Here is a 12,744-nt window from a genome sequence, read left to right on the forward strand (position 1 = left end):
ACACGTAATAGTTATGCGTACCTAAAGTTTTATACATCTTATGTCAGCTTAAAAATTTTGAGATTCTTCCTTCGTCAGAATGACATACTCTATGTTATAAGCACTGTGTCATTCTGAGCGCAGCGCAGCGCAGTCGAAGAATCTCCATTATTTATAATTAAGAGATCCTTCCTTCGTCAGTATGACAAAATACTCTTTAAAACCTTACGATTTTTTAAGCACGATCTTTTCGTTTTGTTTCTCGATCATTTTTTGGTAAAAGCTTTTTAGTGTGGCATAATAATCAGCGCCCACGGTGGCAAAATTTATATCCATAGTTACGGCAACCTGTATTTGCCTTCCGTTTGCAACAAGGTTATATTTAAAGCTGCCCATATTGTCTTCCATAGTAAGGGCAATGGGTTGTGGCAAAGTCTCTACCGTATAACCGTCGGGCAGGTTAATGCCTATGGTGTATTTATCCTGGTGCGGAAAAACAAAATCTATAGGGTATTCGCGCTTTTCCTGCTTAAAAGGGTTTTCTGCCTTTGCTAAAAACAACATAGGGTTTATGTATATTTTATCGCCTATAATATCGGCCACATTATTGTTTGTAAAATCATAATCTTCAACAACGGGTTTGCTAAGATCTTTTTCGTTGCTCAGTTTATAATTGCTTATTTCTAAACCTTTAATGCCGCTTTCCAGTTTTTCGAGGTAGCTTTCCTGGCTAAGGCCGTTGTAGTTTTCCCTGAAAAGGAATGCATTATAATCAAAATAAGTATCGCGCGCTTTGCCGCTTACTTTACCGTCTTTATCTAACGTTGCTGTAACACTCACTACCTCTTTAGATATTGCATTTGGGGTAAGGCCCACTTCTGCCGATGTACCGTCGTTTCTTATCAGGCGGCCATTCCAGTTAATGGCACGCATGGGCAATATATTTGGCGTACCCCATTTTGTAGTGGCATCCATTAGCAGCGTTTTACCATCTATAGTAACGGCGGCAATAACATAGTTAAAAGCAGTACGAGCCGGGAAAAGCGCAATTTTATTACTACGGGTACTTACCAGTACAGGGTTAGCATCGAGCCCCGCATAGCGCAGCATTGCCGTAAGCATAAGATTGATTTCGGCAGTATTGCCCACCTTATCTGTATAGGCTTTTTTAACACCGGTATCGCACGAGTAACCGGTAAACTTATTCCAGTTCATCCTGTTCTTTACGTAGTTAAAAATTGCAGCTGCTTTCTCTGCCGGAGATGTAATACCTGCAAGCAGCGCCGTAACGTCTGCCTCAAAGTACCCCGTCCTTTTAAGTTCCGGCCCAAAATCGTCAAATTTATAAATGGTATTTGCAACATCTTCCCAATTGTTAGAGTATGTTTTTACCGGTGCATTAGGATATTTTGTCATAGATAGCTCATGCTCTATACTGGCCGAATAATTATCGATGTTGTTTACATAGCTTTCATCTTTCATGGATGGAAGTTTATCGAGCGAATAAACGGTAGTGTATTCCTGATAATCTGTTTTATCGGTAGAAAATGTAGTTTTAGTTGCATATACCCCTGTGCGCTCTTTGTTAATGGATGTTATAGAGGCAGTACCCGACGATTTTGTAATTTTAGGAACATAATAGCCTCTAAAGTTAGGGTTAAAGGTATAGTATTCAGGTATTCTTGTTGCATACTCTGAGTGGTTAACGGGGATGCTTTCCTGAAAACGCCACTCCGGCAATACGCTTATAAATGGCGACCTTATAGTATATTCAATTTCTATAATGCTGCCTTCTTTTACATCGGGCATCATTATCTTTTTTTGTTTCCAATTCTTATTTACTTTTTCTGTAAACTCGCCCTCGCTCTTTAATTTTGTTTTTTTAATAGCACCGCCTGTAAGGTTGTAGGTTACGGCTTTATTTATATCTACACTTTCCTTATCGGTGTCAGAACTATAAAAGGCTATATATTTATTTGCCCAGTCGTAGCCATCTTTATTATAGATCTTGATCTTCATTTCCACCTCTGTAATAAGGTTGAAGCCATCCCTGTCGGAATATACCATTCTTGACAAGCCTTTGCTGTATAAAATTGCAGCACCGGCAGATGGTTCCAGCGGATGTGCTTTTTCTTCAAGTTCTTCTTTTGTAACAACGCCCAGCTCATACTTTTGGGCATGGGCTGCAAAGCCTGCAAGTAGTAACAACACTACTAAATTAATCGATTTCATGGGTGGTGGTTTGTTGGTGTAATTGTTTGGTTTTATGCTTTTACAAGCACTATTTGCTCATTTTGTTTTTCTAACATTTTTTGGTAGAAATCTTTTAGGGTCTTGTAATAATCTGCCGATACATTAGGGAGGTTTATCTCGAAAGTTACAGATAGCTGTATGTTATTGCCGGTAACAAGGATGTTGTATTTAAAATTGCCAATGTTCTCCTCCATAGTAATTGATATGGGTTTTGGCAAAGACTCTATGGTGTAACCATCGGGCACTTTTAAGTTAATAGCATACTTATCCTGGTACGGGAAAGCAAAATCTACAGGGTACTCTCTCGTTTCCTGTTTAAAAGGATTTTCGTGCCGCTTAAAAAACAGCATAGGGCTAAGGTAAATTTTATTGCCTATAACATCGGCAACATTATTATGGGTAAAGCTGTACTCCTCTATAAGTGGTTTGGTTACATCTTTCTCATTGGTTATCTTGTAATCGTTTATGGTAATGCCCTTATATTTATCTTCCATATTTTCCAGGTAATTATCCTGCTGCATACCGGTATATTTATCTCTAAATAAATAGGCATTATGGTCCATGTACTGGTCGCGTATTTTACCGGCTACCGTACCATCGGGGTTAATGGTGCACATTAAGGTTACAGCCTCTTTAGCTACCGTTTTAGGTACAAGGTTTATCTCTTCTGTTTCACCATTTCTTTTTATAAGCCTGCCTACCCAGTTAATAGCCCTGATGGGTAAAATATTAGGTTGGGTATATTTAGCAGTGGCATCCAAAAGCACCATCTTATCATCTATTTTAACCGCAGCAATTACATAATTATAGGCAGATCGGGTAGGGTACATAGCCACACCATTAGCACGGGTACTTACCAATACAGGGTTGGCATCCAGCTTTGCGTGGCGCAGCATTGCCGTAAGCATAAGGTTAATTTCGGCTACGTTGCCTGCCTTGGCAGCATAGGCTTTTTTTACACCGGTATCGCACAGGTAGCCAAATTCGCCATTCCAGTTCATGCGGGCTTTTACATAGTTAAATATCAGGGTAGCTTTGTCTGTGTTGCTCATGCCTTTAGTAAGCAATGGGTCTATATCATCTTCAAAATAAGAATCATACCTTAGCTCCCAGCCAAAACTGTTGTTCTCGTATATTTTTTTGGCAACTGTTTTCCAGTCGTTGCTGTAATACTTTACTTCCTGGTTGGGCAATGATACTGCCGCAAGTTCATGTTGTACGGTAGCCGTATAATTCTCTATATTATCTACATAGGCTTCATCCTTAATGGCCTTCACATTTTTTGAGGTATAATAGCGGTACGTTTCATTACTATCTGTCCGGTTGTTGTAAACCTTTTTACTTTCCGATTCTACAACTACTTTGGGGTTCTTTATAAAGATGTTGTAATAAAAGTAAGTGGGTACCCATACATCATACCGTACATTATTTGCAGGAATATTAAACTGAAAATAAAAATCCCGCAGGTCAGAAAAATAGGGTGTTGTTATGGTATACTTATATTCTATAATACTGCCTTCCCTTACATTGGGCAGTGTTATTTTTTTCTCTGTAACATCTTTACGCACTTCTTTTGCAAACTCACTGTCTTTTTTTAGTGCCGCTTTTTCAAGGATACCGCCCGTAAGGTTGTAGGTGTTGGCTTCGCCAAAATATCCTGTGGCTAAACGGTCTCCGCTGTAAAATGTAATCTGGGGGTTGGCATAGCTGTAGCCCTCTTTTTTATATATTTTAAGGCGTGTAAATATTTCGGTTTTCATAAACCAGGTATTGCCACTAAGCTCAAACCATGTTTTACCGGCACGATATAAATAAGCCGCGCTGGCGGCACTATCCTGCGGATGCACTTTTTCGGCAAGGTCTTCTTTTGTTATTTTAGGTATTTCCGGAATAACTACCTGTGCATAACCCTGCATGCTAATTATGAGCAGGAGTGCTATTACCGTCTTTTTCATCTTATCAGTTATTACCATACAATAGTTTATTTTATCTGCTTTAATTTTTTTACCACAAAGGGCACTGAGTTTTCACGAGGGGACACTAAGTCAAACTCAATTCTTTGGTATACATGACAATCCTGATTATCAGGATTGAAGAACACAAGGCTTTGTGTATTAGCTTTGTGTCCTTCCGCTCACAGCGGCATGTGCATATTATATTTATTACATCGCTTTGTATTCTTTGTGAAAACTTTGTGCTCTTTGTGGTAAAAACTTTAGCAACAGTAATTGCAATCAGCTTAAGGGGTATTAATTTTTAACAAGTACCACTTTGGCATTATCATTACGCGCAATTTTTTCCCTAAACAGCCTGTAGTTTTCATACTCGCTGCTGGCATAAGAACCATCGTTAACAATCAGTGTGCGCTTATAAACCATTTGGGTAGGGCTTATTACTTTGTACTCGGTTTTATACTCGCCAAATTTCTCTGTAATGGTCGTGTTTTCCGGTTTAGCCTCCATAGTAAAGCCTGCCGGCAGGTTTATAGTAATTTCATCCTGGTCATAAAAGCCGGTACGTATCTCAAAAGGAAGTTTGCGGCTGCGGTAACGCTGCGGTACACTACTGCTCTGGTTAAAGGCATTAATGGCAAAAAGTATCCTGTTGCCGCTTTTATTACCATAGCCTTCTGCTTCAAGGGTAATATCTTCGGTAAGTTCCTGAGTGTCGCTGTTGTTTACAATGCCCGTTTTTTTAAGCTTAAGGTTGTTGATATTCCTAAAACGCGATTTATATGCCTTGTCCAGCTCCTCTGCCGATTCTCTTTCCATATAATACTTATCATCATACTGCAACCCTTTACTTACTATTTGCACACCGCCGCTTAACAGGCCGGCATCTGTAATAGTATAAGCACCTTTAGCTATCTGGGTGTTGCCTGTTGCATTATATACATGGGTGCGCACAATTTCGCCTTTCTCCGGTTTTACAAGCAGTGCCATGCGGTTATCGGTAAAATCACCCTGAAAACCAAAAGGGGCCGTTTGGCTTGTGCATTCCAGCCACACCAGTTGCCCGTTGTAAGGTATTGCAAGCACGGCATGGTTGCCCTGCATGCTCACAAAATCTTCGCGAATGTCGCGCTTGTTTGTGTCGCCATAAATAATGGCATAATAAGCATCTATGTCCACAACCTTAAGCAGTGCACGGGTATAATTACTAAGGGCTTTACAATCGCCATAGCCCAGGCGGTCTACATCTTTAGCCAGCATGGGTTTCCAGCCGCCTATGCCCAGTTGTATGCTAACGTAGCGCGTTTTGCTTTGCACATATTTATAAACTATACTTGCTTTTTTAAGCACATCAGTCTCGGTACTTACAAGGCTTTTTATTTTATTCTGGGTTTCTACCGGCAGTTCGTCTGTACCGGTTAGCAGGCTGGCGTATACCCATGCCCCAAAGCTACCCCAGGTTGCTGCCTCGCCATCTACACCTTCCAGATGGAATTTTTCTAACCCAAAAAGCACGTGCGGTGTGATTTTGTAAAACGATGGCGAATAATCTTCGCTGCGAAATGCCGGAATGTTTTCTGAACTCAGGTTTAAGGTATTGCCCGCCTGTGTTTTGTTAAGTGCAACATCGCCAAAGTTGTAGTCTTTATATTTGAAGCCAAGATCCTGCGGACAGGTTATACTGATGCCCGATTTTTGTGTGCTTACAAACGAACCTTTTTGTGGCGACCAGCGCGGTATAAATGCAGTGTTTGATGTTTCTACCTCACTGTTAAACAATATCGTAAAAGGGTACTGCACCGGTGTGTAGTCCATGTACAATATTTTAGTATCGGTTATAGAACCTTCAGATAATGCTCGTTCTTTAAAGTCCTTGCGCTTTATTTTTTTAATGGGCGCACCATTTTCGTCATATATATTTACCTCTATGGCTTTTATGGTGGTGGATTTATCAAAATATTCGCCATCATCCATATACTGTAGCCCCAGTTTATTGAGTACCGTAACGGCACGTACCGTTTTTATAACCATCAATTTTCTCGACGTTATAATTATATCGGTCTGGTCCGTACGTATTACAGCATTGGTGTTTTCTGTAAGGTTTGCAGGTATGGTGGCAACGCTATAATTTTCCTGTGCAAAAACGTTAAAAGGCAGTAGCGCGATGAAAAGAAGAGCAGTTCTTAAAATCATGTTAATTTTTCTATTTTGGGTCAAAAATAGAAGAATTTAATAAACTACAACGTTTTTAATCTTTATTTTTTGTGTCAATAATAATAGTTACAGGACCATCATTTACAAGAGCCACTTTCATATCGGCACCAAAGCGGCCTGTTTGTATTTTTTTTCCTGTTTCGTGTCCCATTTGTGTTATAAATGCTTCATAAAGAGGAATTGCAACTTCCGGGCGGGCAGCCTTAATGTATGAAGGGCGGCTGCCTTTTTTAGTACTTGCATGTAGTGTAAACTGGCTAACTACAATAATATTGCCGCCGGTATCCTGAACCGATACATTCATAACGCCATCATGGTCATTAAAGATCCTGAGCTTAGCAATTTTTTGTGTAAGCCATAAAATATCATCTTGTGTATCGGCATCTTCTATACCTATAAGTATAAGCAGGCCGGCTTGTATAGCTGCTACTTTATGGCCATCTATAGTTACAGATGCTTCGCTAACCCTTTGCAGTACGGCTTTCATTATTCAGCATCATTGTTTCTGCCGTCAGCATAAATATCGGTACGGTAATGTTCGTCTTCGCCATCCAGCATTTGCAGGTAACTGCGGTAGCGCGACCATGCTATTTCTTCATTTTCCAGGGCTTCTTTAACAGCACAATTGGGTTCGTCTTTATGCAGGCAGTTGTGGTATTTGCACTGGTCTTTTATGGCAAAAAACTCAGGGAAATAGTGGCCTATCTCGGCTTTTTCCATATCTACCATACCAAAACCGCGAATACCGGGAGTGTCTATAATTTTTGCGCCAAAATCAAGGTCAAACATTTCGGCAAAAGTAGTGGTGTGCTGCCCCTGGCTGTGCTGTTCGGATATTTTTTTGGTCTTAAGGTTAAATTCCGGCTGAATGGTGTTTACCAGTGTGCTTTTGCCCACACCCGAATGGCCGGAGAACATACTCACGTTATCCTTCATCTCTGCCATTAGCGCCTCAATCCCCTCGCGGGTTTCAGATGACACCTTCAAGCTTTTATAGCCTATTTTACTGTAAACGTGCTCAAGGTACATTTGCTCGTATTTCGTTTCTTCGGTATACGTGTCAATTTTATTAAAAACAAGAATAGCGGTTATGCCATAAGCCTCGGCAGTAACAAGAAAGCGGTCTATAAAACTGGTAGTTGTAGGCGGGTTGTTTATGGTGACCAATAGGAAAAGCTTGTCTATATTGCTCGCAATAATGTGCATTTGCTTAGACAGGTTCACTGATTTTCGTACAATGTAATTTTCCCTCTCCTGTATGCCGGTAATAATACCGGTAACAGTATCGGTAGTTTCTTCAAGGTCAAAGTCTACTATGTCGCCCACGGCAACGGGGTTCGTGCTTTTAATGCCCTTCATGCGCAGCTTACCCTTTATACGGCATTCGTATGCAGTACCATCATCTGTTTTTACGGTATACCAGCTCCCCGTAGATTTATATACCAATCCTGTCATACTGCAAAGATAATAATATAGATACAGCCTTATTGCTAAATAATTTTAAAAAAATAAAGGCTACCGTTGCGGGTAATCTTTATTGTAAAGAAAATATTATTTTTGGTTTATCACCTTTTCCTGATGCGTAATACTCTCCTGGTGAATGGCCTTAAAAATATCTACAATAAAATCTTCGGTAAGACCTTTCTCTGCGCCTTGTGCCGTCATTTTATCAAGTATCTCGTTCCAGCGTTTGTTTTGTAAAACGGCAACATTAAATTCTTTTTTTACAGCTCCTATATGGCCGGCTACAGCCATACGCTTGCCCAGTATCTCTATTATTTTGTTGTCATAATCATCAATACTTACACGCAATGCCGCCATTTTACTGTCATAATCAGCACCCTGCCCGGTTTCTTTACGCACTTTAAGGTCTTCAAAAATTTGCTTAAGGCGGGTAGGGGTAACCTGCTGTGCAGCATCGCTCCATGCATTATCAGGGTCGGTGTGGGTTTCTATAATAAGTCCGTCGTAGTTAAGGTCGAGTGCCTGCTGAGACACCTCCTGAATCATGTCCCTGCGGCCGGTAATATGGCTCGGGTCGATGATAAGCGGCAAATCAGGGAATTTATTTTGCAGCTCAATAGCCAGTTGCCATTCCGGGATGTTCCTGTACTTTGTTTTTTCGTACGTAGAAAACCCACGGTGTATAACGCCAATCTTTGTAATGCCTGCATTGTACAAACGCTCTACACCCCCCAGCCATAAAGCCAAATCAGGGTTTACCGGGTTTTTAACCAGTACAATTTTATCTGTTCCCTGCAGGGCATCGGCAATTTCCTGAACTGCAAAAGGGTTAACCGTAGTGCGCGCACCTATCCACAATACATCTATATCATGCTCTAAAGCCAGTTTTACATGGGTAGCATTTGCCACCTCTGTAGCCATAAGCAGGCCTGTTTCTGCTTTTGCTTTTTGCAGCCATTTAAGGCCAATGGCGCCTACACCCTCAAACCCTCCCGGGCGGGTGCGGGGCTTCCAGATGCCTGCGCGGTATATGCTTACATCGCTGTCTTTAAGTTCGTGTGCAATTTTTAATACCTGCTCTTCGGTTTCGGCGCTGCATGGCCCGGCAATTACAAGAGGGTGTTCCAGTTTGAAATCGTCTAACCATGTGCGTAGTGCGGTGCTATTTTCCATAATGCTTTATTTTTATATCTTTTATCTAATGTCTATTATCTATCATCTAACGTCTTCTGTCTAACGTCTATCATCTTTTTGTCTGTCTTAACTTATCCCGTTCAGTATATTCTTTATCCTGTTGGTATTTTCCATTTCATCAAACATGCCGTTGTAATCTTCATTATCCAGCAATTGCTGAAAGTTTTGTAAATTAGCAATATACTGCTGCAATGCCTGGCTTACGTTTGTTTTGTTTTCTTTAAATATTGATGCCCATGTGGTGGGCGAACTCTTGGCAAGGCGCACCGTACTGGCAAAACCGCTGCCTGCCATATCAAAAATGTCGCGCTCGTCTTTCTCTTTTTCTATAACTGTTTTGCCCAGCATGAACGAACTAATGTGCGACAGGTGCGATACATAAGCAATATGCGTATCGTGCGAAATTGGATCCATGTAACGTATCCTCATGCCTATGGCGTTAAACAATGCCAGTGCTTTTTCCTGTAGCTTAAAGGCTGTTTTTTCTACCTCGCAAATAATGTTGGTCTTGCCGTTAAACAATCCCGTTATCGCTGCCGATGGCCCCGAAAACTCTGTTCCTGCAATGGGGTGCATGGCAATAAAATTCCTGCGGTTAGGGTGGTTTTCTACCGCTTTGCAAATGGCTGCCTTTGTAGAGCCTGCATCAAAAACTATGGTATGTTCGCTTATGTTATCCAGTATTTGTGGCAGCAATTGCGCAATATAATTAACCGGTACAGCAACAATTACCCAGTCGGCATGTATAAGGTCTTCTATTACAGCAGCCTTGCTAATTATACCAAGCGAGGTCGCTTCCTCAACATGCTGTGCATTGGCATCAATACCAAAAATATCTGCTTCAGGGAATTCCCTTTTAACGTCCAGCGCAAGCGAACCTCCTATTAAGCCTAAGCCTATTACGTATACTTTCATTAGTCGTTAATTTCAGGTTTAAAGTTTAAAGTTTCAGGTTCTGAAACCGCAAACCTTGCGATAGCCTGAGAAATTATATTTTCATCGGCACACAGTGAAAAGCGTACGTAACATTCTCCCGCGCTTCCAAAAACCGTTCCCGGTGTAAGGAAAATGTGCTTGTCATACAATATGCTGTCTACATATTTTTCGGCATCTTCTATACCTTCCGGTAGTTTTGCCCATACAAAAAGCCCTGCCGTATTACGGTCGTACGTGCAGCCAAGCAAATCGGCCAGTTTAAAAATAAGGTCGCGCCTTTTGGTATACACAGCGTTAAGCGATGCAAACCAGTCCGGCCCGCTTTGCAAGGCAGCAATGGCACCCTTTTGTATGCCGTAAAACATACCGCTGTCCATATTGCTTTTTACTTTTAGTACTGCATCTATCAACGTTGCACTACCGCTTACCATACCTACGCGCCATCCGGCCATATTAAAGGTCTTGCTAAGCGAGTTCAGTTCTAACGCTACATCTTTTGCACCGTCTGTCTGGAAAACAGATAACTGCTCATCATTAAGCACAAAGCTGTACGGGTTGTCATTTACCAATAGTATGTTGTGTTTTGTAGCAAATGCCACTAACTTTGTAAACATTGCCCTGCTGCCTTTAGCACCTGTAGGCATGTGCGGATAGTTAACCCACATTATTTTTACCGATGATAAATCTAATGCTTCCAAAGCCTCAAAATCAGGTTCCCAGTTGTTGTCGGCAGATAAGTTATAGAAAATCGGTTCTGCACCCACCAGTTTTGTGGCCGATGTATACGTTGGGTAACCCGGGTTAGGTATCAGCACCTTATCGCCTTCGTTTAAAAAAGCCATAGATATGTGCATAATCCCTTCTTTACTTCCCATTAGTGGCAATATTTCGTTTGCCGGGTTAATGCTTACGCCAAAGTGCGTGCTGTAAAACGCTGCGATAGCTTCGCGCAGTTCCGGCAATCCCTGATAACTTTGATACTCGTGGGCTTTAGCATCGTGCAGGGATGCACTTATGGCATTTATCACTGCTTCAGATGGTGGCATATCGGGGCTGCCGATACCCATATTGATTACCTTTTTGCCATCGGCTACCATTTGGCGTACTTCCCTTAGTTTTGCCGAAAAGTAGTATTCTTTTACTTCTTCAAGCCTTTGTGCGGGTGCTATCATGCGTTTCCTTTTTTATATTCGCCCAGTACTTTAAAGTGGGTGGTCATTAGTTCTATTATTGCTTTTGCCTTTTCGTAGTGCTTGTATTTCTCGAAAGTTACATCTACAAAAAATGAGTATTTAAAAGGCGTTTCGGCAATGGGCATGCTTTGTATCTTGGTAAGGTTAAGCTTGCAGTTGTTCATTACATTAAGCAATGTTGCCAGGCTGCCTGGAGTATCGTCAAGCTCAAATTTTATCGATGCCTTATTGATCTCCTCTTTTGGTATTGCCTTGTTTACCGTTTTAAGGATAACAAAGCGCGTTTGGTTATTCTTAATATTATGTATGCCCGCTGCCAGTATGGGCAAGCCAAACATCTCTGCGGCAATGGGGCTTCCCACGGCGCCCATGCCTTTTATTTTGTTGTTGTGTATGCGTTGGGCAGTTTCGGCGGTATCTACACTTTCCACCAGTTTTATGTGCGGGTAGCGTGCAAAGAAATCGCTGCATTGCAACAATGCCATAGGGTGGGAGTGCACCTCTGTAATATCTTCTACGGTTTGCCCCTCCAGCGCCATAAGGTTCATGTGGATGTTAAGGTAATGCTCGCCTATAATGTGCAGGTTGTTGTGGTCTATAAGCGCATAGTTAGGAATTATGGACCCGGCAATAGAATTTTCGAGTGCCATAATGCCAAGCCCGGTGCGGCTTTGTAATAGGCTTTGTACGAGGATGGGGAACGACATGCATTCTTCCAGGATGGTATCTGTGCCAAAATACTCGCCTGCCACCTGATGGTGAAAAGACCCTTTTATACCTTGTATAGCAATTTTTGTTTCCATAAATTTTGAGCAAAAAAAAATCCCGACTTACATCGGGATTATATCTATTGTTTTATTTTCTTTTTAAGTTCTTATACAACAATACAACCCCTGTCCTCATTCCAGAAGAAATAAAAATAGGTGTTAAAAAATATTGTCGTGTTCATTACTGCGTAATTGTTATTTGGCTAATGTAGTAATTATTTTAATGCAGCCAAATAAATTTTGATTTTTTTGTTTAATGTTGTTTTATACTTCGATGTAGTAGAAATCCGCTCTTTAATTATTAAAGATTACCCGCTGCGCTTCGGTCCGAAATTAAAAAACCGCGACTGAAAACTGTGACTGCGACTGAAAACTATATTACAATTCCTCTAAAACCGATAATATATTACCTGCAGGGTCTTTAAACCATGCTATAACCGGGCCGCCACCGCGAAAAATATCGTCGTCGTCGGTTTTAAAATCCGGCAGGTCGTAGCTTTCAAAGGTTACTCCTTTGCTTTTTAGTTCGGCTACAGCTTCCTCTACATCTGGCACCGGGAAGTTAAGTACCGTAAAGGTTGCAGGCTCATGGTTAGGCTTTGGGTAAATAATAAGAGGTGTGCTACCTGCAATATGCAGTTCTAAGATACCTTCCATGCCCTCTTTTACAGTAAGGCCTAAAATATCACGATAAAACGTTGTGGCTTCGCCAATATCGTTGGCAGAATAGCCACTAAATGCTTTTACATCTTTAAACATTGTAGTAGTTTTAGGTTTAACTTTTATGTTACA

At 41.1% G+C, this 12,744-nt stretch carries 10 protein-coding genes; all 10 read right to left on the reverse strand.

Features of this window, described 5'->3' with window-relative positions; translation table 11 throughout:
- Positions 1-204: 204 nt before the first annotated feature.
- The 10 genes from F565_RS0110270 to F565_RS0110320 all read right to left on the reverse strand — a co-directional run bounded on the left by F565_RS0110270 (position 205) and on the right by F565_RS0110320 (position 12,711).
- Positions 205-2,211 carry a transglutaminase family protein gene (locus F565_RS0110270; RefSeq protein WP_020213138.1) on the reverse strand — a complete coding sequence of 669 codons (2,007 nt, stop codon included), beginning with the start codon at positions 2,209-2,211 and terminating at the stop codon, positions 205-207.
- 32 nt (positions 2,212-2,243) lie between these two features.
- Positions 2,244-4,187 carry a DUF3857 domain-containing protein gene (locus tag F565_RS0110275; protein ID WP_020213139.1) on the reverse strand — a complete coding sequence of 648 codons (1,944 nt, stop codon included), beginning with the start codon at positions 4,185-4,187 and terminating at the stop codon, positions 2,244-2,246.
- A 294-nt stretch (positions 4,188-4,481) separates the two neighbouring features.
- The gene (locus tag F565_RS0110280) at positions 4,482-6,377 is read right to left on the reverse strand and encodes a DUF3857 domain-containing protein (protein WP_020213140.1); all 1,896 of its coding nucleotides are present in this window, start codon (positions 6,375-6,377) and stop codon (positions 4,482-4,484) included.
- Positions 6,378-6,432: 55 nt separating this feature from the next.
- Positions 6,433-6,885 (reverse strand): D-aminoacyl-tRNA deacylase, encoded by a 453-nt coding sequence (gene dtd / locus F565_RS0110285; protein ID WP_020213141.1) that lies wholly within the window; start codon positions 6,883-6,885, stop codon positions 6,433-6,435.
- Entirely contained in the window at positions 6,885-7,853 is a 969-nt protein-coding gene (rsgA, locus tag F565_RS0110290; protein WP_020213142.1) for a ribosome small subunit-dependent GTPase A, read from the reverse strand. Before rsgA ends, dtd begins: the two co-directional genes overlap by 1 nt.
- A gap of 96 nt (positions 7,854-7,949) precedes the next feature.
- Positions 7,950-9,035 carry a bifunctional 3-deoxy-7-phosphoheptulonate synthase/chorismate mutase type II gene (locus F565_RS0110295; RefSeq protein ID WP_020213143.1) on the reverse strand — a complete coding sequence of 362 codons (1,086 nt, stop codon included), beginning with the start codon at positions 9,033-9,035 and terminating at the stop codon, positions 7,950-7,952.
- An 87-nt stretch (positions 9,036-9,122) separates the two neighbouring features.
- Entirely contained in the window at positions 9,123-9,971 is an 849-nt protein-coding gene (locus tag F565_RS0110300) for a prephenate dehydrogenase (RefSeq protein WP_020213144.1), read from the reverse strand.
- Complete coding sequence (locus tag F565_RS0110305; RefSeq protein WP_020213145.1) at positions 9,971-11,164, reverse strand: pyridoxal phosphate-dependent aminotransferase; 1,194 nt, start codon at positions 11,162-11,164, stop codon at positions 9,971-9,973. Before F565_RS0110305 ends, F565_RS0110300 begins: the two co-directional genes overlap by 1 nt.
- The gene (locus F565_RS0110310; protein ID WP_020213146.1) at positions 11,161-11,988 is read right to left on the reverse strand and encodes a prephenate dehydratase; all 828 of its coding nucleotides are present in this window, start codon (positions 11,986-11,988) and stop codon (positions 11,161-11,163) included. Before F565_RS0110310 ends, F565_RS0110305 begins: the two co-directional genes overlap by 4 nt.
- 342 nt (positions 11,989-12,330) lie before the next feature.
- On the reverse strand, positions 12,331-12,711 hold the full coding sequence (locus F565_RS0110320; protein WP_020213147.1) for a VOC family protein: 381 nt from the start codon (positions 12,709-12,711) through the stop codon (positions 12,331-12,333).
- Between the last annotated feature and the right edge of the window lie 33 nt (positions 12,712-12,744).

This window comes from Flavobacterium rivuli WB 3.3-2 = DSM 21788, from assembly GCF_000378485.1.
Taxonomy (GTDB): Bacteria; Bacteroidota; Bacteroidia; order Flavobacteriales; family Flavobacteriaceae; genus Flavobacterium; species Flavobacterium rivuli.

What these genes read in the sequence shown, in the direction of transcription:
- F565_RS0110270 (WP_020213138.1), bottom strand. Translation starts at nt 2,211, where the DNA reads ATGAAATCGATTAATTTAGTAGTGTTGTTACTACTTGCAGGCTTTGCA.
- F565_RS0110275 (WP_020213139.1), bottom strand. Translation starts at nt 4,187, where the DNA reads ATGAAAAAGACGGTAATAGCACTCCTGCTCATAATTAGCATGCAGGGT.
- F565_RS0110280 (WP_020213140.1), bottom strand. Translation starts at nt 6,377, where the DNA reads ATGATTTTAAGAACTGCTCTTCTTTTCATCGCGCTACTGCCTTTTAAC.
- dtd (WP_020213141.1), bottom strand. Translation starts at nt 6,885, where the DNA reads ATGAAAGCCGTACTGCAAAGGGTTAGCGAAGCATCTGTAACTATAGAT.
- rsgA (WP_020213142.1), bottom strand. Translation starts at nt 7,853, where the DNA reads ATGACAGGATTGGTATATAAATCTACGGGGAGCTGGTATACCGTAAAA.
- F565_RS0110295 (WP_020213143.1), bottom strand. Translation starts at nt 9,035, where the DNA reads ATGGAAAATAGCACCGCACTACGCACATGGTTAGACGATTTCAAACTG.
- F565_RS0110300 (WP_020213144.1), bottom strand. Translation starts at nt 9,971, where the DNA reads ATGAAAGTATACGTAATAGGCTTAGGCTTAATAGGAGGTTCGCTTGCG.
- F565_RS0110305 (WP_020213145.1), bottom strand. Translation starts at nt 11,164, where the DNA reads ATGATAGCACCCGCACAAAGGCTTGAAGAAGTAAAAGAATACTACTTT.
- F565_RS0110310 (WP_020213146.1), bottom strand. Translation starts at nt 11,988, where the DNA reads ATGGAAACAAAAATTGCTATACAAGGTATAAAAGGGTCTTTTCACCAT.
- F565_RS0110320 (WP_020213147.1), bottom strand. Translation starts at nt 12,711, where the DNA reads ATGTTTAAAGATGTAAAAGCATTTAGTGGCTATTCTGCCAACGATATT.